Source organism: Pseudomonas sp. HR1 (assembly GCF_030175875.1).
GTDB classification, from domain to species: Bacteria; Pseudomonadota; Gammaproteobacteria; order Pseudomonadales; family Pseudomonadaceae; genus Chryseomonas; species Chryseomonas oryzihabitans.
On record NZ_JASNRF010000002.1, the window covers coordinates 420,608 to 445,685 of the forward strand.

21 protein-coding genes are annotated in these 25,078 nt (G+C 66.0%); 18 read left to right on the forward strand and 3 right to left on the reverse strand.

What is annotated here, in order from left to right; genetic code table 11:
- Positions 1-184: 184 nt before the first annotated feature.
- The 9 genes from QKY98_RS09265 to QKY98_RS09305 all read left to right on the forward strand — a co-directional run bounded on the left by QKY98_RS09265 (position 185) and on the right by QKY98_RS09305 (position 10,155).
- Positions 185-1,735: a sugar ABC transporter ATP-binding protein gene (locus tag QKY98_RS09265; protein ID WP_027602021.1), complete on the forward strand. Its 1,551-nt coding sequence runs from the start codon at positions 185-187 to the stop codon at positions 1,733-1,735.
- 37 nt (positions 1,736-1,772) lie between these two features.
- Entirely contained in the window at positions 1,773-2,759 is a 987-nt protein-coding gene (locus QKY98_RS09270; protein WP_027599698.1) for an ABC transporter permease, read from the forward strand.
- Positions 2,760-2,789: 30 nt separating this feature from the next.
- Positions 2,790-3,734, forward strand: coding sequence for an ABC transporter substrate-binding protein (locus tag QKY98_RS09275; RefSeq protein WP_027599699.1), 945 nt, complete (start codon positions 2,790-2,792; stop codon positions 3,732-3,734).
- Between the two features lie 14 nt (positions 3,735-3,748).
- A complete protein-coding gene (locus QKY98_RS09280) occupies positions 3,749-4,765 on the forward strand; it encodes an aldo/keto reductase (protein WP_284670741.1) in 1,017 nt (338 codons plus the stop codon).
- 91 nt (positions 4,766-4,856) lie between these two features.
- Positions 4,857-5,867, forward strand: coding sequence for a zinc-binding alcohol dehydrogenase family protein (locus QKY98_RS09285; RefSeq protein WP_027599701.1), 1,011 nt, complete (start codon positions 4,857-4,859; stop codon positions 5,865-5,867).
- 29 nt (positions 5,868-5,896) lie between these two features.
- Positions 5,897-6,235, forward strand: a complete 339-nt coding sequence (locus tag QKY98_RS09290) for an L-rhamnose mutarotase (RefSeq protein WP_027602017.1) — start codon at positions 5,897-5,899, stop codon at positions 6,233-6,235.
- Between the two features lie 64 nt (positions 6,236-6,299).
- Positions 6,300-7,007: a FadR/GntR family transcriptional regulator gene (locus QKY98_RS09295; RefSeq protein ID WP_027599703.1), complete on the forward strand. Its 708-nt coding sequence runs from the start codon at positions 6,300-6,302 to the stop codon at positions 7,005-7,007.
- Between the two features lie 256 nt (positions 7,008-7,263).
- Complete coding sequence (locus QKY98_RS09300; protein WP_197852227.1) at positions 7,264-8,502, forward strand: OprD family porin; 1,239 nt, start codon at positions 7,264-7,266, stop codon at positions 8,500-8,502.
- Positions 8,503-8,562: 60 nt separating this feature from the next.
- Positions 8,563-10,155 carry an argininosuccinate lyase gene (locus QKY98_RS09305; RefSeq protein WP_181083559.1) on the forward strand — a complete coding sequence of 531 codons (1,593 nt, stop codon included), beginning with the start codon at positions 8,563-8,565 and terminating at the stop codon, positions 10,153-10,155.
- Between the two features lie 4 nt (positions 10,156-10,159).
- Here QKY98_RS09305 and QKY98_RS09310 read toward each other — a convergent pair whose 3' ends face one another.
- Positions 10,160-11,413: a cation:dicarboxylate symporter family transporter gene (locus QKY98_RS09310; protein ID WP_181083557.1), complete on the reverse strand. Its 1,254-nt coding sequence runs from the start codon at positions 11,411-11,413 to the stop codon at positions 10,160-10,162.
- A 105-nt stretch (positions 11,414-11,518) separates the two neighbouring features.
- Between QKY98_RS09310 and QKY98_RS09315 the strand changes: the two genes are divergently transcribed.
- From QKY98_RS09315 to QKY98_RS09355, 9 genes are all read left to right on the forward strand, one after another.
- Positions 11,519-12,469 (forward strand): LysR family transcriptional regulator, encoded by a 951-nt coding sequence (locus tag QKY98_RS09315; RefSeq protein ID WP_197852230.1) that lies wholly within the window; start codon positions 11,519-11,521, stop codon positions 12,467-12,469.
- Positions 12,470-12,743: 274 nt separating this feature from the next.
- Positions 12,744-13,502: an enoyl-CoA hydratase/isomerase family protein gene (locus QKY98_RS09320; RefSeq protein WP_077172591.1), complete on the forward strand. Its 759-nt coding sequence runs from the start codon at positions 12,744-12,746 to the stop codon at positions 13,500-13,502.
- A gap of 154 nt (positions 13,503-13,656) precedes the next feature.
- Complete coding sequence (locus QKY98_RS09325) at positions 13,657-14,721, forward strand: ABC transporter substrate-binding protein (RefSeq protein WP_077172590.1); 1,065 nt, start codon at positions 13,657-13,659, stop codon at positions 14,719-14,721.
- Positions 14,722-14,733: 12 nt separating this feature from the next.
- A complete protein-coding gene (locus tag QKY98_RS09330; protein ID WP_284670742.1) occupies positions 14,734-15,786 on the forward strand; it encodes an ABC transporter ATP-binding protein in 1,053 nt (350 codons plus the stop codon).
- Positions 15,783-17,486: an ABC transporter permease subunit gene (locus QKY98_RS09335; RefSeq protein WP_144959066.1), complete on the forward strand. Its 1,704-nt coding sequence runs from the start codon at positions 15,783-15,785 to the stop codon at positions 17,484-17,486. The genes QKY98_RS09330 and QKY98_RS09335 overlap by 4 nt, the downstream gene beginning before the upstream one ends.
- Before the next feature lie 3 nt (positions 17,487-17,489).
- On the forward strand, positions 17,490-19,025 hold the full coding sequence (locus QKY98_RS09340; protein WP_181083550.1) for an AMP-binding protein: 1,536 nt from the start codon (positions 17,490-17,492) through the stop codon (positions 19,023-19,025).
- Positions 19,026-19,115: 90 nt separating this feature from the next.
- Complete coding sequence (locus tag QKY98_RS09345; protein WP_197852235.1) at positions 19,116-19,910, forward strand: IclR family transcriptional regulator; 795 nt, start codon at positions 19,116-19,118, stop codon at positions 19,908-19,910.
- Between the two features lie 305 nt (positions 19,911-20,215).
- The gene (locus tag QKY98_RS09350; RefSeq protein WP_284670743.1) at positions 20,216-20,485 is read left to right on the forward strand and encodes a hypothetical protein; all 270 of its coding nucleotides are present in this window, start codon (positions 20,216-20,218) and stop codon (positions 20,483-20,485) included.
- Positions 20,486-20,599: 114 nt separating this feature from the next.
- Positions 20,600-21,016 (forward strand): NUDIX hydrolase, encoded by a 417-nt coding sequence (locus tag QKY98_RS09355; protein ID WP_284670744.1) that lies wholly within the window; start codon positions 20,600-20,602, stop codon positions 21,014-21,016.
- A gap of 78 nt (positions 21,017-21,094) precedes the next feature.
- On the opposite strand, the gene QKY98_RS09360 is transcribed toward QKY98_RS09355, so the two are convergent.
- Both QKY98_RS09360 and QKY98_RS09365 read right to left on the reverse strand, forming a co-directional pair.
- Positions 21,095-23,542 carry a YbcC family protein gene (locus QKY98_RS09360; protein WP_284670745.1) on the reverse strand — a complete coding sequence of 816 codons (2,448 nt, stop codon included), beginning with the start codon at positions 23,540-23,542 and terminating at the stop codon, positions 21,095-21,097.
- Positions 23,539-25,065: an NADH-quinone oxidoreductase subunit L gene (locus QKY98_RS09365; protein ID WP_284670746.1), complete on the reverse strand. Its 1,527-nt coding sequence runs from the start codon at positions 25,063-25,065 to the stop codon at positions 23,539-23,541. The genes QKY98_RS09360 and QKY98_RS09365 overlap by 4 nt, the downstream gene beginning before the upstream one ends.
- Between the last annotated feature and the right edge of the window lie 13 nt (positions 25,066-25,078).

The following is a 25,078-nucleotide window of genomic DNA, read 5'->3' on the forward strand; positions in this document are numbered from 1 at the left end:
TGCCCCTCCCGCGCCCATCGCCTGCCTTGAGCAAGAAGGCTTTCACTAATCAGACCGCACTCTGGCAAGACCAATTCGAAAAAATCCAATTGGTCTTGCCAGATATCCAGACTGGGGTGTAGCTTTCCCTGCCATGGATCTCACATAGGGCAGCGACCCTAGAACAACAACAAGAGAGAGCACCATGCTGGATACCCCATCGCCCCGCGGCGAAGGTGGCGGCCCCGTACCGGCTGCGCCCGCGCCCTGTCTGACGCTCGAAAACATCTCCAAGCGCTTTCCCGGCGTCGTGGCCCTCAACGATGTCAGCCTCAGCCTCTACCCGGGCGAGGTGCATGCCATCTGCGGCGAGAACGGCGCCGGCAAGTCCACCCTGATGAAAATCGTCAGCGGCCAGCAGCCGCCGGACGATGGGCGGATCCGCTACCTGGGCGAAGAGCGGCAGTTCAAGTCGGTATCGGAAGCCGAGCAGGTGGGCATCGCCATCATTCACCAGGAGCTCAACCTGGTACCCCACCTCACGGTGGCGGAAAACATCTTCCTGGCCCGAGAGCCGGTGCGCTTCGGCCTGATCGACAGACGCAAGATGCAGGCGGACACCGAAGCCTGCCTGGCGCGCCTGGGCGTGGCCATCAGCCCCCGCGCGCCGGTCTCCAAGCTGTCGGTGGCCCAGCAGCAGATGGTGGAGATCGCCAAGGCGCTGTCGCTGGACGCCCGGGTGCTCATCCTCGACGAACCGACCTCCTCCCTGACCGAAAGCGAGACCCAGGCGCTGTTCAAGGTCATCCAGGACCTCAAGGCGCGCGGCGTCGGCATGCTCTACATCTCGCACCGGCTGGACGAGATGCGCCACATCGTCGACCGGGTGACCATCCTGCGCGACGGTCGCTACGTCTCCACCCAGCGTTTCGCCGAGACCAGTGTCGACGCCATCGTGGCAGGCATGGTCGGGCGCTCCCTCGACGAGAAATTTCCGCCACGCACCGCCGTGCCCACCGGAGAGGTGCTGCTGCGGGCGCGGGGCCTGACCCGCAAGGGGGTCTTCCAGGACATCAGCTTCGAGCTGCGCCGCGGCGAGATCCTCGGCTTCGCCGGCCTCATGGGCGCCGGGCGCACCGAGATCGCCCGGGCGATCTTTGGCGCCGACCGGCTGGATGCCGGCGAGGTGGAGATCAACGGCCGCGCGGTCACCATCCGCAGTCCGCGCGACGGGATCGATGAAGGCATCGCCTACCTGTCCGAGGACCGCAAGAAGGATGGCCTGGCGGTCAAGATGACCCTGGCGCACAACCTGACCCTGGCCAATCTGGACGCCCTCTGCGGGCCGCTGGGGTTCATTCGCTTCGGCGAGGAGGCGCGGGTCGCCCAGGACTACGTGCGGCGGCTGGACATCCGCACGCCCTCGATCGACAAGGTCACCCGCTATCTCTCGGGCGGCAACCAGCAAAAGATCATCATCGGCAAATGGCTGTTCCGCGACGCCCGGATCATGTTCTTCGACGAGCCCACCCGGGGTATCGACGTCGGCGCCAAGTACGCCATCTACGAAATGATGGACCAGCTGGCGGCCCAGGGCATCGGCGTCGTCCTGATCAGTTCGGAGCTGCCGGAATTGCTCGGCATGAGCGATCGGATCCTGGTCTTTCACGAAGGTCGCCTGACCGGCGACGTCGAGACCCGGGCCACCTCCCAGGACCAGATCATGCACTACGCCTCCGGCTGCACGTCGCACTGACGGCAGCTCGCCCACGCGTGTCGAGCGAGACAGAGAAATGACCGAAAAACAAAAAGAATTCCTGCAGAAGTTTGGCGCCCTGGTCAGCCTGCTGGCGCTGATCGCGGTGTTTTCCTCCATGAGCAGCGCCTTCCTGACCATGGGCAATGGCATGAGCGTGGCCTTGCAGGTCACCTCCATCGCCTTTCTCGGCCTCGGCGCGACGGCGGTGATCATCACCGGCGGCATCGACCTCTCGGTGGGCTCGGTGCTGGCCCTGGCCGGCGTGGCCAACGCCATGGCGGTCAAGGCCGGCGCGTCCATCGAGGTGGGCATTCTGGTCGGCCTGATCGTCGGCGGGATCTGCGGGGCGATCAACGGGCTGTTCGTGACCCTGGTCAAGCTGCCGCCCTTCATCGCCACCCTGGGCATGATGCTGGTGGCCCGCGGCCTGGCGCTGCGACTGACCGATGCCCAGCCCATCTCCGGACTCGGCGCCGCGTTCGGCACGCTCGGCAACGGCACCCTGGGGCGCATCGAACGCATCGGCGACGACGGCTTTCCCAACGTGATCTTTCCCGGCATCCCCTACCCGGTGATCATCATGATCGTGCTGGCCATCGCCCTGTGGCTGGTGCTCAGCCGCACCCGCCTGGGCCGCCACATCTACGCCGTGGGCTCGAACGCCGAGGCGGCCCGCCTCTCCGGGGTCAAGGTGCGCGCGGTCACCCTCTTCACCTATGTGCTGTCCGGCGTGCTGGCCGGCCTGACCGGCGCGGTGCTGATGTCACGCCTGGTCACCGCCCAGCCCAACGAAGGGGTGATGTACGAACTGGACGCCATCGCCAGCGCGGTGATCGGCGGCACCTCCCTTTCCGGTGGCATCGGCAGCGTGTCAGGCACCCTGATCGGCGCCTTCACCATTGGCGTCTTGCGCAACGGCCTCAACATGCTTGGCGTCTCCAGCTTCACCCAGCAGATCATCATCGGCCTGGTGATCCTGCTGACCGTCTGTATCGACCAGCTCCGCAACCGCAAGAAGTGAACCCTCGATAACAACAACAAGGAACGACCGATGAAAAACTTCAAGAAAGTGGTCCTGGGTGTCGCCCTCTCCGCCGCGACTTCCCTGGCGCTGGCCGGTAACGGCGAGATCGCCGTCATCGTCAAGAGTGCCAACTCCAACTACTGGCAGAACGTGCAGAAAGGCGTACAGGAAACGGCCAAGCAGCACGCCAACTACAAGGTCACCTTCCAGGGACCGGCGTCGGAATCGGCGATCGCGGACGAGGTGAACATGGTGGTCAACGCGGTCAATCGCGGCGTCTCGGGCATCGTGCTGGCGCCGTCCGACCCCGATGCCCTGGTCCCGGCCATCAAGCAGGCCTGGGAAGCCCATATCCCGGTGGTGCTGATCGACTCCTCGGTGGCGGAAAGCGGCGCGCCCTACTACCAGTCCTTTCTCTCCACCGACAACAACAAAGCCGGCGAGCTGTCCGCCCAGCGCATGATCGAAAAGGTCGGCAAGACCGGCAAGATCGCCATCATGTCCTATGTGCCGGGCACCGGTTCGGAAGTGGGCCGGGTCGGCGGCTTCCGCAAGTACCTGGAGCAGCATTCGCAGCTGACCGTGGTGGGCCCCTTCTATTCCCAGTCGCAGATGGCCAACGCCCTCAACCAGACCACCGACGTCCTGGCCTCCAATCCCGACCTCAAGGGCATCTACGGCGCCAACGAACCCACCGCGGTCGGCATGGCGCGGGCCATCGCCCAGTCCGGCAAGGCCGGCAAGCTGCAGGCCATCGGCTTCGACGGCAACGAAGACCTGCAGGGCTTCGTCCGCGACGGCACCCTGGACGCCATCGTGGTGCAGAGTTCCTATCGCATGGGCCTGGAATCGGTCGCCACGGTGATCAAGGTCATCGAGAAGCAGAAGGTGCCCAAGTTCATCGACACCGGCGTCCTGCTCATCGACAAGGCCAACCTGGACAGCCCTGACGCACGCAACGTGCTCTATTGAGCGGAGGCCTGGCGATGAATCTCTCCGAACGGCGTCCCCTGGCGAAAAGCCCGCTGGCCCTGCCGGTGCTCGGGCTCGGTTGCTCCCAGCTGGGCGGGCTGTACCGGGACATGCCGCTGCAGCAGGCCGTCGACACCCTGGCCGGCGCCTGGCAGCAGGGCATCCGCTATTTCGACACGGCGCCCTTCTATGGCTACGGCCGCTCGGAGCATCGCCTCGGCGCCTTTCTCGACGAACAGCCACGGGATGACTTCGTGCTCAGCAGCAAGGTGGGCCGGCTGCTCGCGCCCAATGGCAGCGAGCGCGCCAACGGCGACGGCTGGGAACGGCCGCTGCCCTTCAAGCCGGTCTACGACTACCGCTACGACGCCATCCTGAGGTCCCACGAAGACAGCCTGCAGCGACTGGGGCTGGCGCGGATCGACATCCTCTATGTGCACGACATCGGCCGCCGCACCCATGGCGAGCGGCACGACCTCCACTGGCAGGCGCTGACCCGGGGCGGCGGTTTCCGCGCCCTGGAAGAGCTGCGCAGCAGTGGCCAGATCCAGGCCATCGGCCTGGGCGTCAACGAATGGGAGGTGGTGGTCGACAGCCTCGAGGAGTGCCCGCTGGACTGCACCCTGCTGGCCGGTCGCTACACCCTGCTGGAACAGGAAAGCCTGAAGCCCCTGCTCGATCGCTGCCGGGCCCAGGGCCACGCCATCGTCGCCGGCGGGGTCTTCAACTCCGGGATCCTCGCCGGTGGCCAGCACTTCGACTATGGCGCGGCGCCGCCGGCGGTGGTCGCCAAGGTGCGGGCGCTGCAGGAGGTCTGCCGCGACTTCGCGATCCCCCTGGCCGCCGCGGCCCTGCAATTTCCCCTGGCCCATCCGGCGGTCGCCTCGGCGGTCATCGGCGCACGCAGCGCCGAGCAGGTCGCCAACAACCTGGCCTGGCTGCAGACGCCCATTCCGGCGGAGTTCTGGAGCACCCTCAAGCAGCGCGGCCTGCTGGACGCCGACGCTCCCGTGGCGGGAGCCCCGGCATGAAGCCGCACCGCCCTTTCCACCCGCCTCTGTGGCGACGGACGCTCGCCGCCCTGAATCCAACGTGCATCCCGATGCGATGCGGAGTCTTCCTATGCTGACCGTCATCTGTGAAAAACCCGGCCTGCTGGTCTCGCGCGATACGCCCAAGCCCGCCCGAGGCGAAGGCGAAACCCTGATCCGCATCCGCCGGGTCGGCGTTTGCGGCACCGACCTGCACATCTACGAAGGCAACCAGCCCTATCTGGAATACCCACGGGTGATGGGCCACGAGATTTCCGGCGTCGTCGAGGAAACCGACGACAGCGGGCGCCTGCAGGCGGGAGACGTCGTCTACGTGGTGCCCTATCTGTCCTGCGGCCAGTGCATCGCCTGCCGCCAGGGCAAGACCAACTGCTGCACCAGGATCGCGGTCCTGGGCGTGCATCGCGACGGCGCCCTCACCGAATACCTCAGCCTGCCCGACCGCTTCGTCTTCAAGGCCGAGGGCCTCAGCCTCGACCAGGCGGCCATGGTGGAATTTCTCGCCATCGGCGCCCATGCCGTGCGCCGCTCGGGCCTGGGCCAGGCCCAGCGCGTGCTGGTGGTGGGCGCCGGTCCCATCGGCATGGCTGCGGCCATCTTCGCCGGTATCGCCGGGGCCCAGGTCACCGTCCTCGACACCCGCACCGATCGCCTGGCGTTCTGTCGCCAGCATTTGAAGGTCGCCGCCACGGTCACCGTCGGTGACGGCGACAAGGACGAACTGGCGCGGCTGACCGATGGCGACTTCTTCGATGTGGTGTTCGACGCCACCGGCAACGCCCGCGCCATCGAGCGGGGTTTCGAATTCGTCGCCCATGCCGGCAGCTATGTGCTGATCTCGGTGGTCAAGGACCACATCCGCTTCGCCGACCCCGAATTCCACAAGCGCGAGACCACCCTGCTCGGCAGTCGCAACGCCACCGCCGAGGACTTCCAGCACGTCGAGCGCTGCCTGCGCGAAGGCCTGATCCCGGACCAGGCGCTCAATACCCATCGCCTGCAACTGGCCGAGTTGCCCACCCGCTTCGCCGAGCTGCTGGACCCGGCCCGCGGTGTCGTCAAAGCCATCGTCGAAATCTAACGGGCCTGACCTGGCCGAGGAGCGAGACCATGACACGCTACTGCCTGTTGCTGGACCTGCGGGACGACCCCGAACTCATCGCCGAATACGAACGCCAGCATGCGGCTGTCTGGCCCGAGGTCATCGCCCATCTGCGCGAAGCCGGCGTCGCCAACATGACGATCTGGCGCCTCGGCTGCCGCCTGACCATGCTGCTCGAGGCGGGGCCGGACTTCTCCTTCGCCCGCATGCAGGAGCTGGAACAGCGCAATCCGAAGGTCCAGGAATGGGAAACCCTGATGGCGCGCTATCAGCTGTCCTCGCCGGAGGCGGGATCGGAAAAGTGGCAGCTGGCGACCCCGCTGTTCGAGCTGGCGGCCCTGCCCTAGGTCGCTGGCGCCGATCCGGGTAGCCCATGAGATACTGAAGCCCTTGAAGATGCAGGTTTCATCGATGACGCTGCCCACTGCCACCACCGAAAGAAAGCTCTACCAGAAGATCGCGGACCGCCTGCGCCAGCACATCCGCGAGGGCGCCATCGAAGCCGGCACCCGCCTGCCCCCGGAGCGCGACCTGGCGCAGTTGCTGGGCGTCTCCCGGCCGTCGCTGCGCGAAGCCCTGATCGCCCTGGAGATCGAAGGCAGCATCGAGGTCCGCCAGGGCTCCGGCATCTATGTGAACGCCGCCCTGCTGAACAACGGCGCGCGGACCTCCACCCTCGGCGAGAGTCCTTCGGAGCTGATGCACGCCCGGGCGATCATCGAAGGCGCGGCCATCGTCCTGGCCTGCTCCCTGGGCGGCAAGGCCGACTACCGCTACCTAGCGAAGTGCATCCAGAACATGAGCGACAAGATCGCCCAGGGGCTGTCGCCCATGGAGGACGATCGCAAGTTCCACTGCCGCCTGGCCCGGATGAGCGGCAACTCCACGCTGGTGCGCATCATCACCTCGCTGTTCGACGAGCGCCACAGCCCCATCTCCACCCATGTCGCCGAGCAGACCGAAAGCCAGAAGACCTGGGGCGTCGCCGTGGCCGAACACGAGGCCATCCTGCGCGCCGTGGAAGCCCGCGACCTGATCGGCGCCCAGACCGCCATGCGCCACCACCTGCTCTGCTCGGAAGCGCGCTGGCTGGAGGGGTTCGCGTCCAGCGAGGAGTGAGGCCATCACTCGCGACGCAAGATTGCCTCCTCCCTGCACCCCTCGCGACCTGGATCCCGGGCTCCGTCGATCTTGGGCAACGCCCGGCGACGGCTGCCTCCAAGTATCCGCCTGAATACATATTCAAAAAGTATCAAGGTCGGACTTTTCATATATTTTTAATCTTTTGGCAAACTCCTTAAGGTTCCCACCGTGAGCTGACAAAGCCTCACGAGAAAACGCGCCCAATAACAATAACGCGTCAAGGAATCTCATCATGCGCATGTCACCGCTAGCCCTTGGGGTCGGTACCGCCGCCCTCGCATCCTTTCTACCCTCCGATGCCTCCGCCGAGTTCTTCGGCGACAGCCAGGCCGATCTGGAACTGCGCAACTTCTACTTCAATGGTGACTATCGCCAGTCCGGCGCTCGGCAATCCAAGCGAGAGGAATGGGCCCAGGGCTTCATTCTCAACTATGAGTCCGGCTTCACCGAGGGGACCGTGGGCGTTGGCGTCGACGCCTTGGGCATGCTGGGTCTAAAGCTCGACTCCGGACCGGACCGGCAGAACACCGGTCTGCTACCAGTGGGCGACCGACGAGCGCCTGAGGACTACAGCAAGCTCGGGCTGACCGGCAAGGTGCGGGTATCCAAGAGCACGCTGAAGGTCGGCACCCTGATCCCGCGAATACAGACCGTCCGCAGCAGCAACTCACGTCTGTTGCCGCAGACCTTCCAGGGTGCTCAGCTGGTCTCCAAGGAACTGGACAACCTGACCTTAAACGCCGGGCGGCTGACCCAGAACCGGGTTCGCAACGACAGCGCCAACGAGGACATGACCGTAGCGGGCAGTGGCATCAGCGGCGGCCGCGCGTCCGACCAGTTCGACTTCGCCGGGCTGAGCTACAAATGGAGCAAGCAGCTCACCACGGTCTACGACTACGGCCACCTCGACCAGAACTACGAACAGCACATGTTTAACGTGCTGCACGTCCTGCCGCTCGGCAAGAACCAGTCGCTGGAGACCGATCTGCGCTACGCCCGCTCGCGCAAGGACGGCGGTAGCAACGTCGACAACGATGCCTATGGCGCGAAGTTCACCTTCAACGTCGGTCATCATGCCTTTGGCGCCGCCTACCAGCAGATGGAGGGCGCGACCGGCTTTCCCCATCTCAATGGCACCGATTCGTACCTGGTCAACTACGTGATGCTGTCTCCGGATTTCGCCAATCCCGGCGAGCGCTCCTGGCAGGTGCGCTACGACTACGACTTCGCGGCCTGGGGACTTCCAGGCCTCGCCTTCATGACGCGGTATCTCAAGGGCGACCATTTCGACGGACCCGGGGGCGTCGCCGGCAAGGAGTGGGAGCGCGACACCGAGCTGGAATACACCTTCCAGAGCGGCAGCCTGAAGAACTTCAAGGTGCGTTGGCGCAATGGCAGCTACCGCAGCCGCAACGACACCGAACTCGACCAGAACCGCCTGATCCTCAGCTACACCCTGCCCCTGCTCTGATCCGCACAGCCGGCTGTGCACCGCGCCGGCCTCGATTCCTTCCCGACAGGACGCTCATCCATGCCTGCTATCCCACGTTTATTGCCGCTCGCCCTCCTCGTCGCCCTGGCCGCGAGTACCCCGGCGCTGGCCGCCAATACCGCCGACGCCCCCTGCAAGACCACCGCCGAGTGCAAGGCCGAAGTCGCCAGGATCGGTGGCACCGTCACCCACAGCGGCACTCGCGCCGGCGGTGTCGAAGACCAGTTCGACGGCCTGAATCGCATCAACAAGGCCTCCATCGTGATGCTGACCGAGGAAGGCATCGTCACGCCGGAAATGGGGCGCAAGATCGCCGGCGGGGTCAAGTTCGCCATTGACCAGGGTGGTCAGCCAGACGGCAAACGACCCACCGACATCCTGCAGCTGGAAAAAATCATGACCGACAAGATCGGTCCGGAAGCCTCGCTGATCCACTCGGGCCGCAGTCGCCAGGACATCTACGCCACCTATCGGCTGGCCTCTCTGCGTGGCCAGGTGCTGGCCTACAGCGACGCCCTGAACGCGACCCGGCAGCGGTTGCTGACCCTTGCCGCCGCCAACGTCGATACCCTGGTGCCGGCCTATACCAATGGCGTCCAGGCAATGCCGATCTCCTACGCCCACTATCTGCTCGCCTACGCCGATTCCTTCGCCCGCGACGCCCAGCGCATCGCCCAGCTCTACCAGCGCCTCAACCTCAGCCCGATGGGCACCGCCGTGCTGGCCAACTCAGCCTATCCGCTCAACCGCGAGCGCCTCTCCGCCCTGCTCGGCTTCGATGGGGTACGCCAGAATTCGCTGGATTCCAGCCAGGTGTCCACCTACGACATCCCCATCGAAGCGGCCGACATCGCCGCCTCCTCGGCCATCCGGCTGGGCGCGATGATCGGCGACATCCATACCCAGTACCACCAGATCCGCCCTTGGCTGCTGCTGGAGGAAGGCGCCACCTACACCAGCAGTGCCATGCCGCAGAAACGCAATCCCGGACTGCTGATGCGCACCCGAGAAGCCGCCTCGGACACCATCGGCCTGGCGCAGACCATCACCCTGCGGGCGCACAACGTGACCACCGGCATGACCGACTACAAGTTCGCCTTCGATGACCTGAATTTCTATGACTCGGCCATCGGCATGTTCACCAGCATGGACCGCGTGCTCGACGCCCTGAAGGTCAATCCGCAGCGCGCCCTGGAAGAACTGGAGAACGAATGGACCACCTCGATGGAGCTGGCAGATACTCTGGAGCGGGCGCACAAGGTGCCCTTCCGCATCGGTCACAGTTTCGCCTCGCTGATCGTCACCGAAGCCCGCGACGAAGGCTATACGCCCAAGACCTTCCCCTTCGCCAAGGCGCAGCAGCTCTACATCCAGGCCGCGGAAAAGTATCAGTGGAAGGAAACCAGTCTGCCGCTGCAGGAGGCCGAATTCCGTACTGCCCTCTCGCCGACCAACATGGTCAGGACCCGGGTCGGCACCGGCGGTCCGCAACCGGCCGAGGTGCAGCGCCTGCTTGGCGAGGCGAAGAAGGCCCTGCAGACCGATGTCGACTGGACCAAGGCCCGGCGTCAACGGTTGGCCGAGGCCGACAGCGCGCTCGATCAGGCCTTCGGCAAGCTGCTGAAGCCGTGATCGCCTAGTGCCGTCTACGGGCGAGCGCCGCCACCAGTCGCGGCCGATCCAGCGTCCCCTGCCAGCGCGCCAGCGCCAGGCAGGCGACGCAGTTACCCAGCACATTGGTGAGCGAGCGGCACTTCATCAGCCGCTCGACGCCCAGCAGCAGACCGACCGCCTCCACCGGCAGGAAGTGGAGGATCGACAGGGTCGCCGCCAGCGTGAGGAAGGCCGAGCCGGCGACACTCGTCGAACCCAGGGTAGTGATCAGGCCGACGACGATAAAGGTTGCCAACTGCGCGGCCGACAGCTCGATCCCGGCGAACTGGGTCAGGAACAGCATCGCCACGGCGATGTATAGATTGGAGCCTGCCAGGTTGAAGGTGTAGCCGGTGGTCAGCGACAACCGCACCAGCTCCATTGGGCAACCGGCGCGTTCGAGGCGGCCGATCAGCATGGGCAAGGCCGCGACCGAGGAACCGGTCACCGCCACCAGCAGCAACTCGTGCTTCAGCCAGAGGACCAGGCGCAGTAGGGAAAAGCCACAGAGGCGCGCCACCAGTGCCAGCACGCCGCAGATGAAACACAGGGCGGCCAGATAGACCGCGAGCAGAAACTTCAACAGCGGCCACAGGGAGGCGCCGCCATAACGGGAGACGGTGAAAGCCATGGCGCCAAAGGCGGCAAGGGGCGCCAGGCGGAGGAACAGGCGCAGCAGCCGCAGCATTACCGCCAAGGCCCGCTCGATCCCGGCGAGCCAGGAAGAGCCTCGGTCACCCAAGGCACGCAGGACGAGTCCCAGGACGATGGCCAGGCACAACACAGGCAGTATGGCGCTCTGGGTAAAGGCGCCCAGTAGCGTGCCTGGCAGACTGTCGAGCAGACCTGGCATCGACGAGGGAGCAGCCGGCAGCAGGGGGTCAGCCGGTTCGGCACTGCCCCAGTTGATCGGTATCGGGCCGGGCGCGACGGCACTGCCGGGATGGATCACCAGGCCGACGATCAGACCGACCAGCAGGGAGAGCAAGGACATCACCTGAAAGTACAGCACCATGCGCGCCGCCATGACGCCAACGCCCTGCCCCAGCCGGGCGATGGCCGAGACGATGAGCGCAAACATCAGCAGGGGGATCGCCAGACCAAGGGTGCGCAGGAACAGATCGCTCAAGGGCTTCATGGCTGCGGCGAGGTCCGGGTGCCAGAGGCCGAGCACCAGCCCGCTGGCGAGGGCCACGCCTATCTGCACACTGCCATTGCGAGCGATCCGCGCGATCATCCGGACTCCTGCCATTGTTATTATTCTGCCGGTGGCGCCAGACACCTTGCGCCCCATCCTAACCGATCGGTCACCCTGACCGGCGTCTGCGAGGTCAGCGAGCGAATGGAATTGCGGCATCTGAGGTACTTCGTCACGGTGGCCGAGGAACAGCATTTCACCCGTGCCGCCGCGCGCCTGCACATGCAACAGCCGCCGCTCAGCCAGCAGATCCGGGCCCTGGAGGACGAACTGGGCTTTGCCCTCTTCCTGCGCCATCCCAAGGGCGTCGCCCTGACCGCCGGCGGCGCCGCCTTCCTGCAGGAGGCCCGTGACATCCTGGCTCGGGTCGGCCAGGGCGCACATCGTGCAGCACGGGTCGCCAAGGGCATCGACGGAACCCTGACGCTGGGTTTCACCAGCTCGGCAGCCGCCCATGCATTGATTCCCCGCATCATCCGCGCCTACCGGGAAAGCTACCCGGACGTGGAAATCGCCATTGCCGAGGACAATGCCCAGGGCCTCACCCAGCGGGTGGCGGAAGGCCGCCTGGACTTGGGCATCCTGCGCGCCCCGGTCAGCTCGCCGGAGGGCGTCACGTATCACCGCCTGCTCAACGAGGCGATGCTGCTGGCCTTGCCGAGCAATCACCGACTCATCGCAGGGATCGGCCCGGAGGCCCTGCAAAGCCTGGCGCACCGCGGACTGTCACTGGCGTCCCTGGCCACTGAAGCCTTCATCCTGGTGCGCAAGCCGGGCGCGCCGGGTATGTATGCCAATCTGCTGCACGCCTGTCGCCATGCCGGCTTCGAGCCCCGAATCGCTTTCGAAGTCGACCGCATGCTCACCAACCTCAGCCTGGTGGCGGCCGGCGCCGGTATCTCCGCGGTACCGGCGTCCATGACCGAACTGCACAGGTCCAGCATCTTCTACTGCCCTATCCTGGACGCCCGCCCCCGGCTGGCCGCCCCGATTACCCTCGCCTGCCGCGCCTTCAATCCCTCTCCCGCCCTGCAGAACTTCATCGTCCTGGCCCGGCAACTGGCGGGCAGACCACAGCGGCGGGCACGGGGCTGATCTCCAGGCATCAGCCCACGGCCACGACCGCCCGGGTCTCTGCCGCCGCCACCTTTCCTTACCCACCCAGACAAGCAGCGGCCCGACCAGGCGTCGCCGAGGTCCGTTGCTGCCTGCGCGCCGGCTAGACAAAGGGCCTTGCCCGAGTCGATTTCGCAGCTTCTCCAGTTGCCGATTACTGGCCGGTCGGCGACAGCAATCACGACTTGACAGCCCTTTGATAAAAGATAAAGGTAAATCTCCTTTAAATAACTTTTATCGAATGGAGATAAAAATGAGTGACATCCTGATCGATATCCAAGGCGCGGTGGCCGTCATTACGCTCAACCGCCCCGGCAAGCTCAACGCCTGGACCACCCCCATGCGCAACGAGATCATCGAGGCGCTCGAGCGCTTCGAAGCGGACGACGCCATCCGGGCCATCATCATGACGGGTGCCGGTGACCGGGCCTTCTCCGCGGGCCAGGACCTCTCCGAAGCCCATGATTTCGATGGCGAGCGTGCCGTCGCCTGGGTGGGCGAATGGCAGCGCTATTACGCCGCCCTGCGTGGCCTGTCCAAGCCGCTGGTGATGGCCTTGAACGGTACCGCGGCAGGTTCCGCTTTCCAGGTGGCCCTGCTGGGCGACATCCGGGTCGGCCATCCCGGCGTGCGCATGGGTCAACCCGAGATCAATGCCGGGATCGCCAGCACGACCGGCCCCTGGATCATGAACAGCATGCTCGGCATGTCCCGCACCATCGAACTGACCCTGACCGGCCGACTGATGGAAGCCGACGAGTGCCACCGCATCGGCCTGATCCATCACCTCGTCCCGGCTGAAGAGGTGTTCACCAAGGCCTTGGAAGTGGCCGAAGCCCTGGCGGCGAAACCGCCGGTGGCCATGCGCCTGGACAAACAGCGTTTCCGGGAAATGACCGAAGCCGGCTTCCAGGACAGCATCGAGGCGGGTACCCGCATCCAGCGCGAGGCCTACGAATCCGGCGAACCCGCCCGGATGATGGAGGCCTTCTTCCAGCAACGCGCCAAGTAAGAGCGCGGCCGCTCCTGACCGGGAACGCCACCCTCCACGCCTCGCCCACGAGGCCTTCCGCTATCTCTGCCGACGACATGGGTTCACCGCTGCCGGGCGTTCGCGGCACGGCAAGACCTGCAAACGAGCTTTCGTTGCCAAGGAGTCAGTCCAGATGAGTCAATTCCAGAATCCAGGTCGCCGCCAGGTGCTCAAGGCCGGCGCCCTCCTGGCCGCCGCGGCAGGCCTGCCGCGTATCGTTTTCGCTCAGGATCAGCGCCTCGTGGTCTCGGACCCTGGCGGCCCCTATACCGAGGCCTATCGCCGGGCCTTCTACACGCCCTTCGAGCAGGCGACCGGTATCAAGGTCATCAGCGTGGCCCGCGAATCCCAGCCGGTCGCCCAGTTCTCGGCTATGGTGCAGACCCGCAACTATGTCTGGGACGTCACCACCCTGACGATCTCGGCAGACATTCCCTTTCTCGAGGAAAAGGGCTTCCTCGAACCCATCGGGCTGAAGGCGGAGGACTATCCCGAGCTCCTCCCCGAGGCGATCACCCCCAACTGGCTGGGCGTGGACGTCTATTCCACCGTCCTGGCCTACCGCACCGACACCTTCGCCCCCGGCAAGGGCCCCCAGTCCTGGCGCGATTTCTGGGACGTCGAGAAGTTTCCCGGCCGCCGCTGCCTGAGACGCAACCCGCTGGATACCCTCGAACAGGCACTCATGGCCGACGGGGTCGCCATCGATGACCTCTATCCGCTGGACGTGGAGCGTGCCTTCAAGAGCCTCGATCGCATCAAGCGCCACGTCGACATCTGGTGGACCTCCGGTGCCCAGGCCATGCAGGCCATCCAGAGCGGCGAGGTGGACATGATCTCCACCTGGAATGGTCGCGCCCAGGCGGCCATCGACAATGGCGCCCCGGTCGAGATCGCCTGGAACCAGGGCCTGTACTCCATCGAAGGCTGGGCGATTCCCAAGGGCACGCCGCGCGCGGACCTCGCCAAGCAGTTTGTCCGCTTCTGCGCAGATGCGCAGCGCCAGGCCGAATTGACCAAGACCCTGGCCTATGGCCCCACCAACCGCAAGGCCTTCGACAGCATCCCCGCCGAGCGCGCGCGTCTGCTGCCCACCGAGCCGGGCAATCTGCAGCACATGCGGCTGCCCAGTCCGCAGTGGTGGGCGGAAAATCGCGCCGCGGTGACCGAGCGCTTCAACGCCTGGATTCTGTCCTGAGGGGAGCTGGAGATGGCCATCAAACTAGCAACCGTCGGCCTCGGCAAAACCTATGGGGACGCCGTTGCGCTGCAGCCCACCGACCTGACCGTGCAGGACGGCGAATTCCTCACCCTGCTCGGGCCCTCCGGTTCGGGCAAGACCACGCTCCTGCAGATGATTTCGGGGCTGGTCCAGCCCTCGATGGGTACCCTGCTCATCGATGGCCAGGACGCCACCCGCACGCCGCCAGGCGAGCGAGGGATCGGCCTGGTGTTCCAGAGCTATGCGCTGTTTCCGCACCTGAGCGTGTGGGACAACGTCGCCTACGGGTTACGCATGCGCAAGCGGAGCAAGGTCGACATCGCGAAGGCGGTCGACGACGCCCTCGACATGGTGCGGATGCGCGACTTCGCGCGCCGTTACCCGCAGGAGCTCTCCGGCGGCCAGCAGCAACGCATCGCCCTGGCCCGCTGCTTCGTCTATCGCCCCTCGGTGATCCTGCTGGACGAACCCCTGGGCGCGCTGGACAAGAATCTGCGCGAGCACATGCAGCTGGAGATCCGCCACCTGCATCGCGAGCTGGGTGCCACCTTCATCTATGTCACCCACGACCAGGAAGAGGCCCTCACGCTGTCCGATCGCATCTGCCTGATGAATCAGGCCCGCATCGAACAGCTGGGAACGCCCGAGGACCTCTACGACAGACCGGTCAGCCGCTTTGCCGCAGGCTTCATCGGCCACTCCAATCTGTTGGAGGGCCGCTTTGTCGGCGAACGCAGGCTGCAGGTCGAAAACGCCACCCTGGACCTCGACGCCCATCAGGGGTGCGAGGGCAGTGAAGGCCTGCTCCTGGTCCGCCCGGAAGCCGCGCGGCTGACAGCGCCAGGGGATGGACTGCTTCAGGGTGTAGTGGACGAGTGCGTCTTCCTAGGCAGCGATTTACGCGCCCAAGTCAGATTGCCATCGGGCAAGGCGTTCAACGTCAGGTGCCCGCGGCAATTGACCGTCAGACCGGGTGATGCGGTGGGCATCACCTGGGACCCGCGCCAGGCCGCGCTGCTACCGGCGGAGGTCCGCCCATGAGCCTGCGTCGAGGTCTGCTACCTGCACTGCCGGCCCTGCTGTTCCTGGGCGCCTTCTTTCTGCTCCCGGTCGCCGAGATGCTGGTGGGTAGCGTTCAGGGCAACGCCGGCGAACTGACCCTGGCCAATTTCGAACGAATCGCCTCGACGCCCATCTATGCCCGAGTGCTCTGGATCACCTTCTGGATTTCCGCCCTGACCGCGGTACTCGCGGTCCTACTCGCCTACCCCATCGCCTATCTGCTGTGTCGCCTGTCGCCTCATGGGCGGGAGCGTTGGCTACTGTGGATCATGCTGCCGTTCTGGACCAGCTATCTGGTGAAGACCTACGCCTGGATGTTGCTGCTCAGTCGCAAGGGGCTGCTGACGACGCTTGCCGCCAAGGTCGTCGACGATCCGTCGGGACTGGTGCCGGCGCTGTCCGGCACCCTGATCGGCATGGTCCACGCCATGCTGCCCCTGGCGGTGATCACCCTGCTGCCGATCATGAGAACCATCGACAAGCGCCTGATGCCCGCGGCGGAGACCCTGGGCGCCAGCAGGGCGATGAGTTTCTTCAGTGTCTTCCTGCCCCTGTCCGGGCCCGGCGTCGCCGCGGCGAGCCTGCTGGTCTTCATCACCAGTCTTGGCTTCTTCATTGTGCCGGCCCTGCTCGGTTCGCCCCGCGAAATGATGGTGGCGCAGCTGGTCATCTCGTCCGTGCTAGACCTCTTCGACCTGCATTTCGCCGGCGCCCTGTCGGTGGTGCTGCTGGTCTGCTCGCTGCTGGTGTTCTGGCTCTTCGATCGCGTGGCCGGATTGTCTTCGCTCAGCGGCGAGGCGCCGAAGAATCGCCGCGCCGGGGTGTCCCAACACCTGCTGATCGGCCTTGGTCATGCCCTGTCGGGCCTGCTGCCGCGGCGATACGGACAGGGAGACAGCCTCATCCTTACCGGCTACAGCGTGCTGCTGGTGGCGCTGCTGATCCTGCCGGTCCTGGTGGTGATTCCGCTGGCATTCACCAGCGCGCCCTATATCGCCTTTCCACCCAAGTTGTTCAGCCTGAAATGGTTCGCCGAGTTCTTCTTCTCGCCGGTCTGGCAGGCGGCGCTCTGGCGCTCGCTAAGTGTTGGGGTGCTCACGGCGCTGTTCGCGGTGATCCTTGGCTTCGGTGCGACGCTGGCTCTGACCCGCCTGCCTTCACGCTGGAACAAGCTGCTGTTCGCGCTGTTCATCTCACCCCTGATCGTGCCGCGCATCGTGATCGCCCTCGGCCTGCTCTATCTGTTCTCGCGCATCGGCCTGGCCGGTCGCGATCTGGGCCTGGTCATCGGGCATACCGTGCTGGCCCTGCCCTATGTGGTAGTCACCCTCAGCGCCGCCTTCAAGCAGTACGACTGGCGGCTGGACGATGCCGCGCGAATTCTCGGGGCCTCCCCGCTGACGCGCCTGCGGACCGTCACCCTGCCGCTGATGTCGAGCAGCCTGGTATCCGCCTTCCTGCTGGCCTTCATCACCTCCTTCGATGACCTGACCATCGCCATCTTCGTCAGTGGCGGCATCAACACGACCCTGCCCAAGCAGATGTGGGACAGCATCCAGCTGGCGCTCTCCCCCACCCTGGCGGCGGTCTCGACCACGCTGGTCGCCTTCATCGTCGTCTTCGCGCTCCTCGCCCGCTGGGTGTCCTCGCGCGCTACCGCCAAACTCCAAGGACGCTGATCCATGCATCCCCATACCGATTTCTTTCCCGCGCGGTCCCCCCAGGATCGCCTGGATGTCATCCCGCTCCTCCATGAATGCCTGACCGATACCGCCGGCCGGATGCGCATCGTCTTCGGCGAGCTGGCGCTGGACCGCGAACAGCTTCGCGCCCGGGTCGCCGGGTTGCAGCGCGCCCTGGAGGCGCGGGGACTGGGGCTGGGCAGTCGGATCGCGACGTTCCTCGGCAACAGCGCCGATCAGGTCGCCCTGATCTATGCCATGACCCTGAGCGGCATCACCTGGATCCCGATCAACACCAAACTGCGGGGCCCGGGACTCGACTATCCCTTCGAACATGCCCGGCCTGACCTGGTGATCAGCGAGCCCGCCCTGCAACCGCTGCTGCAGGCAGGAGCTGCCCAGCGCCTGCCCCTGGTGACCCTCGCAGATCTCGTTCGCGAGGCCGGCGCCGCACCCGCTGCCGAGCTTCGTCCGGAGCAGGTGGCCTTCGACCACCCGCTGTGCATCATCTATACGTCCGGCACGACCGGCCACCCCAAGGGCGTGATCTTTACCCATCGCATGATGCGCATCGCCGGCGAGTCGGTCATCCGGGTGGCCGACGTCCAGCCGGACGACCATCTGCTGATCTGGGAGCCGATGTGCCATATCGGCGGCGCCCAGATGCTGATGGCGCCTCTGCTGACCCCCTGCGAGTTGCACATCGTGCCGCGCTTCTCGGCCAGTCGCTTCTGGGATCAGTGCGCCGCCGCCCAGGCCACCCAGCTGCACTATCTGGGCGGCATCATCGACATCCTGATGCAGCAGCCGCCAGCGGCCTGGCCGGCTCGCCACCCGCTGCGCGTCCTCTGGGGTGCAGGCGTCGGCCTGAATCGCTGGGCCGACACCGAAGCGCGCTTTGGCTGTGCCCTGCGCGAGTGCTACGGCATGACCGAATGCTCGAGCTTCGCCACGCTGAACGAGCGGGGAACGCCGGGCTCGGTGGGACGCCCCCTGCCCTGGCTGACCGTCGAACTGCTGGATCAACAAGGTCAAGCGGTGGCCGCCGGCGAACTGGGAGAAATCGTGCTGTCGAGCGCGGTGGAAGGCGCCTTTCTGCCAGGCTATCTCGACAATCCCGTGGCGACCGCCGCCACCCTTCGCGAGGGCCGCCTGTTCACCGGCGACTTGGCCCGACGCAACGCCGACGGTGAGCTGTTCTTCGTGGGCCGGAAAACCGACAGCATGCGCGTTCGTGGCGAGAACGTCTCGGCCTGGGAAGTGGAGCGCATTTTCAATAGCCATCCGGCCGTCCATGCCAGCGCGGCGGTCGGAGTCGCCTCCGCCATCGGCGAACAGGAAATCCTCTTGTACGTGCAGGCCAAGCCTGACACCGCGCTCGACTTCGCCGCTCTCGCGGCCTGGTCCGCAGACAAGCTCGCTTCCTATCAACGACCGACCTTCTATCAGGCGGTCGATGCCTTCGACCTGACACCCAGCGAGCGCATCAGAAAGCATCTGCTGAGCCGCTCGACGGCAGACGCCTGGAAGTGCTGAGAAAGGATCCAGGACTGGCTTTATCGAACTGCGATAGAAAAATAGCGCCGGCGACCCGATAATTCGCGCCCCCCAAGCAGGAGTCTCTCCATGAGTGATCCGCGACGTCCGCGCAAGGACCCCACCGCCTCTTCGCTATACGTGCAATCCGTCGAGAAGGCGATGAAGGTCCTGACCGCGTTCGATGGCAGCAAACGCCATCTTTCGCTCTCGGAAATCGCCGGGCTCGCCGATATGGACATCAGCGCCGCCCAGCGCTTTACCCATACGCTCAGTACCCTTGGCTACCTGACGAAGGGCGCCGACAAGAAATACGAGCTGTCACCCAGGCTGCTCGATTTCACCTTCCACTACCTGTCGTCTAGCGAACTGGTCAATAGAGCCGCCCCCTATCTGCAGCAACTCAGCAGCGAGACGGAAGAGGCCACCAACCTGACCGTCATGGACGGGACCGACATCGTCTACGTCGTGCGTATCGTCAGCCGCCACGTGTTCAATGCCAACGTCATCGTCGGCAGTCGACTTCCCGCCTGGTGTACCGCACCCGGACTGGCGATTCTTTCCACCTATGCGGATCACGAGGTCGATGACATCCTCGATCGCAGCGAGCTGATCGCCTATACCCCGGCGACGGTCACTGATCGCGACAAGGTTTGGGAAAACATCCGGCAGGCTCGCCAGCGGCGCTACGCCCACGTCGAGGATCAGTTCTTCTACGGTGACACCTCGACCGCGGCAGCGATCGTCGATGCAGCAGGCCGCGGGATAGGGGCAGTCAACGTCGCGGTGACCCGCGCACGCTGGAATGCCGAGCGCGACGAAAAGCGCATGGCAGACCTGCTCATTTCCACCGCTGCGGCAATCTCGGCCAAGCGCAAGGGCTAGCGATAGCGTGTCGCGGGCAAGCAGGCTCCAGGCGCGCAGCTGCGGCTGTCGCGCTGCTGGGCCGAACGCCGCTTCGGCGGCCTAAGGTTCTTTAGCGAGGCCGAGCTCGGCAGCCATCTCTCGGCGATGGAGAATCCGCAGTAGTTCGTGGCGGATCTGCGCGGGACCTTTCGGACGCTGCGCTGAGGGCGTCCGCTCCAAGACTGCGCGTTGGCAGCCTGACGCAAAGGCCCAGGGTCGCGCTTTAACACTTGTTTACAAGCGTTCAGGAAGTTTTACACGCGGCCCTTTATCGATCGATACCCTTGACCCTCGACGATCATTCGCTGAATGCCGTTTTCGCGCAGAGGGTTATCGAGGTGAGGCACGTCCTGAAGAGCATCGGCGCTATCGCCATGATACTGGGCTTGGCAGCCGTCCTTCTGGGGTGGCTGATCGATCCCTCCCTTTCCCTGCAACGCGGCATCAAGTTCGCTTCGATAAGGCGCGAATTCCTGCAGACGGACCTCTTCCTCTGGGGCGCCCTGCTGTTCGCGGCCGGGTTCAATGGCTATGCGCTGCACAGCGATCCCTAGAAAGATCTCCGACGGCCGCCACGCGCCCTCATAGCGTAACCAGGAGCGCCGCCGGTTGCCTTTTCGCTCGTCTCACTGCACGGTGACCCACCCACCTCAACCGGGACGCCTGCCTTGACCCCTACCCTCCACATCGCCGCTGCCATCCTCCTGAACGATCGCCGGCAGCTGCTGCTGGTGCGCAAGGGTGGCACCACCGCCTTCATGCAACCGGGCGGCAAGGTGGATCCGGGGGAGCAACCCTTGGAAGCCCTGATCCGCGAACTGCAGGAAGAGCTCGGTCTGGTCATCACCGCAGAGGCCGCGACCTTTCTCGGCAATTATCAGGCGCCCGCCGCCAACGAACCCGGGTTCAGGGTCGATTGCGCGCTGTATCAGGTCGCCATACGCGCGGGGGACCAGGCGGTGCCTGCCGCCGAGATCGAAGAGGCGGTATGGGTCGCAGTGGACGAACCCGGCGATCTGCCGCTGGCGCCCCTGACTCGCGATGTGATTCTTCCCCTGCTGAGGCGGCAACTGCTGACCTCTTAGCAAGGGGCCCTGCCCCCTCGGTCTCGGATGCAGCTGCCAGGCCGCTTGAAACTTCGGGTAGCCTGGCGCCGGCAAGCGTCAGCCCCTGGGCAACGGCTGCCACCCGCCGGCCGTGCGTACCTCCAAGCAAGCCGGCAGGCCATACAGACGCAGCAGGTGCAGCCAGCCGTTGCGCACCAGATCGCGCACGACGGCGTGGTTGGCGATCACCTGGTCGATCATGGCGCGCGGCGCCTCGATCACCACGTGCAGGCGAAGCGGCCGGTGCATCCATTGCTGGCCGTCGTGCAGCGACTGGCGCGCCAGACCGATGCGCAGGTCGCCGCCGTTGCCTTCGAACACACCGATATGGCCGCCCACCACGTTGTGCAGCAACTTGTTGCCGCTGCCGAAGCGCAGGTTGTCGGTGGTCGAGGTGAAATACTGCAGGTTGATCCAGTGCGCCACCACCATGGGCGCCGTCATGATCAGCTCCAGCACCTTGCCCTCCTGGTCCTGCCGCCAGTCGTAGTCGTGCAGGAAGGTGCGGCCCTCCAGATCCACCGCGCGGGTGCGCGCCCGCGGCGCGGCGATGAAGGCGGCATTGCCGGCGAGGCCCCATTCCGGCCGGGTCTGCGCCCAGTCACGGGCCCGCCGGCGCAGCTGGCCGAGCAATCTTTCCGGCTGCGCCGGCAGCGGCGCCAGGCCCAGTTTGCCCGCCCGCTGCCGCCGCACCTCGGCGCTTGCGCTATCCAATGCCAGCCGCAGGCGCTGCCAGCTGGGCTGGAGCTCTGCCGGAAGCGACTCGCACCCGAAGACCCGCACCTCATCCGTCGTGGTGTTGTGCAGCCCGGCCAGTACCTGGCAGTGCGGCGGCAGGTCGAGTCCGCGCACCCGCAGCCCGGCGCGCACCTGGGCATCGTTGAGCAGGCCGGCCAGCAGCCGCGCATTGATCTCGCCGCTCTGACCACAGCAGACGCCGCAATCCAGACCCGCCGCCTGAGGGTTGTTGGCGCTCTGACTGCCATGGCCGAGCAGCACCAGCAGGGGCGGCACCGGCCCGTTCAGGCCCATGGCCTTGAGGATACGCTCGGCCAAGTCGACCCGCTGCAGCTGTGACATCTCCGGTAGCTGTGGTTGCAGCTGTTGCCGCTCATGGCGGCGCCAGGCGCTGAGTTCGGGCGAAGACGCGCCACCGGCCAGGCCATAGGTCCGTCCCAACAGCGCCCCGGCATAGCCCAGCCCGACGCTTTCCACCAGGGTGAAGGTCGAGGCCGGCAGCCGCTCGAACAGCCGCCAGCGACCCAGCCGCGCCAGACGACCTTGACGCACCTGTGCCAATTGCCGATCCCGTATGGCATCGCCACTGCCCTCGCTGACCTGCAGTTGCGGCGCGAGCAGGCCCGGCAATTGCGGGCGCGTGGCACCGGTACCCAGCGGGGTAAAGGCGATGGGCAGCCCGAAGAAGCCGGCGAAACCGCCGGTTTCCAAGGCCGGGCAGGTCTGCTCCAGGGCGCGCCTGAGGGGCTCGGAGCGGACGTCGATACAGAAGAACAGCTTGGCCAGTGGCACCGGGGGCAAGGCCGCCGGTACGCTGTGGCACAGCGTCTGCTGCAGGTGCTCCTGCCAGGCCAGCTCGTCGGCGCGCTGCCACAGCTGCAGGGCCTGCCAATTGGCCGAAGGCATCCGCTGCAACCCCTCCTCCCAAGCCGCACGCCAGCACTGCCAACGACTGTCGGCATCGCGCCGCCGATCATCCACCAGCCACTCCCAGGCCGCGCGAATGGCCAGCAACTCCAGCAGCGTGCGGTCGTCCTCTCCCTGCAGCCGAGCCTGCCAGTGCCGATAGGCGCACCATGAGGCCCAGCCCAGGTTGCGCAGCAGCAGGCAGTCGAACCAGGCGGCCCAGTCTGGTGCCGGCAGCCCCAAGCGGTCGACCGCCGCCTCCAGGGCCGCCTCGGGGAGTGCCGGCAATTCGGCGATCCGCTGGTGCAGCTCGCGACAACCGCTGAGTACGCTCAAGCCCCGGTCAGCCAGCAGGCTGGCGCGCCAGGTCTGATAGAGCCCGCCACCGTCTGACGGACGCCAATCCGCCTGTTCACGATCGAACCAGGCCGCGCAACTCTGGCCGATCTGGTGGGTGATCAGTGCGGGCCAGCCCGGGAGCGGAATTCCTGGCTCGGCCAGATCTTCCAGCAGCGGCAGCCCTTGCCCGACCTCGGCGGGAGCGTCCAGCGCCTCCAGCAGCCAGGTCGGCTTGCAGGACGACCCCTGCTCGGCCAGCGCCTGCTGTAGATGACGCTCGGCGATACGCCCCTCCCGCCAGGCCTGGCGATAGTCGGCCGCTTCCAGGGTCAGGCGGCTGCCGGCCCATTGCCAGAGTTGCGCGGCCACGGCCTGCCAGGCCTGGTCGCGCCGCTCCCACAGCGGGTTCACAGCGATCATGCGATCCAGCGGCCAGGTCGGTGCGATGCGCGCACAGGCCTGCCGGGCGGCCTCGTGCAGGGCCTGGTGCTCAAGGCTGGGAAGTGTTTCGAGGACGGTCATGCGCGATCTCCAAGGGTTGCGTTCAGCGGCTGGGGCGCACGCGCCGGCCACAGGCGAAAGGTCAGGCGGGTGAAGTGCTCGTCCAGGTAGAAGCCGGCAAAAGCCAGGGGGTAGAGCCGTTGCGCCAGGGCGCCGTGCGGTCGGGCCAGCAGCAGGCCCTGCACCAGGTAAAGTCCGACCAGCATGACCATCGCCACCACGGTCAGCGGCAGCGGCGCCGTGGCGAGGTGCTGGTCGAGCAGCCAACCGGCCGCCTGGTGCCACAGCAGGTAAGCGCCCAGTAGCAGGCCGAACATGAGCAGGCCATGGGCGGGTTGGTCGCGGCGCAGGCACCAGGGCGCCAGGCCGATCGCCAATAGCGTCAGAGCCACCAGGGGCAGCTCATGGCTGGGCAGCAGCCAGCGCCAGAGTCCTTGCAACAGGAGCAGCGCCAGCGCGGCCGTGAGTAGCGCCCGCAGCAGGCCGCCCAGTTCGAGCGTGGGTGCCGGCGGCTGCAGAGCATGCTGGCGGGCGTGGGCCACCGTCTCGCCGGCGGCGAGGAAGGCATGGGCCTTGTAGAGCGAGTGGGCCAGCAGGTGTACCAGCGCCAGTTCGTACAGACCGAGCCCGCATTCCAGCAGCATCAGGCCCATCTGCGCGCAGGTCGACCAGGCCAGACGGACCTTGATGCTGATCCGGGTCATCATCACCAGCGCGGCCAGGACCGCGGTCAGGCCGCCAATCAGCACCAGCAGGCTCTTCGCCGGCACTGCGGCGGAAAACAGCGGGGCGAAGCGCAGCAGCACGAAGCCGCCCAGGTTGACCACCCCGGCATGCAGCAGGGCCGAGACCGGCGTGGGCGCCTCCATCACCTGGATCAGCCAGCCATGCACCGGCAACTGCGCCGATTTGAGGATCACCGTCAGCGCCAGCAGCAGCGCCGCGCCCTGCCATTCCCAGCCGAGCGGTCCCCCCGCCTGCACCTGGGCGGTCACGGCGGTGAGCATCATCGAAATCTGGCTGCTCCCGCCGGCCTGCACCAGCAGCAGGGTCGCCAGCAGCAGACTGATATCAGCCAGGCGGCTGGCGAGGAATTTCTTGTGGGCTGCGACGACCGCCTGGGGGCGTTCGCGGTAGAAGGTCAGCAATAGATGCAGGCACAGACTGGAGAGGATCCAGGCACCTGCCACCAGCACGAGGTTGCCGCTGGTGACCACCGTGGCCACCGCCGCCAGGGTGCCCAGCAGCGCGAGCACATAGCGCCGCTGCCCGGCCTCCCCCTCCAGATAGCGCCGGGAATACTCGATGATCACCAGCGCCAGCAGGCTGATCAGTCCGGCCATCGCCAGGTCCAGGCGGTCGGGGTGCCGGGTGTCGTGGAGCGCCTGCAGCCAGGCCGCCAGCACCAGGAAGACGCCCAGATAACCCGCGACCCGTGCGGGTAGCCAGAGTCGGCTGGGTGAAGCGAGGACGGCTGCAGGCAACAGCGCCAGGGCATAGACCCAGGGCAACAGGGGAGCCAGGGAAAACGGCAGGCTAGACATCGTGCACACTCCA

Coding starts and splice junctions, on each gene's coding strand:
- QKY98_RS09265 (WP_027602021.1), top strand. CDS start 185: ATGCTGGATACCCCATCGCCCCGCGGCGAAGGTGGCGGCCCCGTACCG.
- QKY98_RS09270 (WP_027599698.1), top strand. CDS start 1,773: ATGACCGAAAAACAAAAAGAATTCCTGCAGAAGTTTGGCGCCCTGGTC.
- QKY98_RS09275 (WP_027599699.1), top strand. CDS start 2,790: ATGAAAAACTTCAAGAAAGTGGTCCTGGGTGTCGCCCTCTCCGCCGCG.
- QKY98_RS09280 (WP_284670741.1), top strand. CDS start 3,749: ATGAATCTCTCCGAACGGCGTCCCCTGGCGAAAAGCCCGCTGGCCCTG.
- QKY98_RS09285 (WP_027599701.1), top strand. CDS start 4,857: ATGCTGACCGTCATCTGTGAAAAACCCGGCCTGCTGGTCTCGCGCGAT.
- QKY98_RS09290 (WP_027602017.1), top strand. CDS start 5,897: ATGACACGCTACTGCCTGTTGCTGGACCTGCGGGACGACCCCGAACTC.
- QKY98_RS09295 (WP_027599703.1), top strand. CDS start 6,300: ATGACGCTGCCCACTGCCACCACCGAAAGAAAGCTCTACCAGAAGATC.
- QKY98_RS09300 (WP_197852227.1), top strand. CDS start 7,264: ATGCGCATGTCACCGCTAGCCCTTGGGGTCGGTACCGCCGCCCTCGCA.
- QKY98_RS09305 (WP_181083559.1), top strand. CDS start 8,563: ATGCCTGCTATCCCACGTTTATTGCCGCTCGCCCTCCTCGTCGCCCTG.
- QKY98_RS09310 (WP_181083557.1), bottom strand. CDS start 11,413: ATGATCGCGCGGATCGCTCGCAATGGCAGTGTGCAGATAGGCGTGGCC.
- QKY98_RS09315 (WP_197852230.1), top strand. CDS start 11,519: ATGGAATTGCGGCATCTGAGGTACTTCGTCACGGTGGCCGAGGAACAG.
- QKY98_RS09320 (WP_077172591.1), top strand. CDS start 12,744: ATGAGTGACATCCTGATCGATATCCAAGGCGCGGTGGCCGTCATTACG.
- QKY98_RS09325 (WP_077172590.1), top strand. CDS start 13,657: ATGAGTCAATTCCAGAATCCAGGTCGCCGCCAGGTGCTCAAGGCCGGC.
- QKY98_RS09330 (WP_284670742.1), top strand. CDS start 14,734: ATGGCCATCAAACTAGCAACCGTCGGCCTCGGCAAAACCTATGGGGAC.
- QKY98_RS09335 (WP_144959066.1), top strand. CDS start 15,783: ATGAGCCTGCGTCGAGGTCTGCTACCTGCACTGCCGGCCCTGCTGTTC.
- QKY98_RS09340 (WP_181083550.1), top strand. CDS start 17,490: ATGCATCCCCATACCGATTTCTTTCCCGCGCGGTCCCCCCAGGATCGC.
- QKY98_RS09345 (WP_197852235.1), top strand. CDS start 19,116: ATGAGTGATCCGCGACGTCCGCGCAAGGACCCCACCGCCTCTTCGCTA.
- QKY98_RS09360 (WP_284670745.1), bottom strand. CDS start 23,542: ATGACCGTCCTCGAAACACTTCCCAGCCTTGAGCACCAGGCCCTGCAC.
- QKY98_RS09365 (WP_284670746.1), bottom strand. CDS start 25,065: ATGTCTAGCCTGCCGTTTTCCCTGGCTCCCCTGTTGCCCTGGGTCTAT.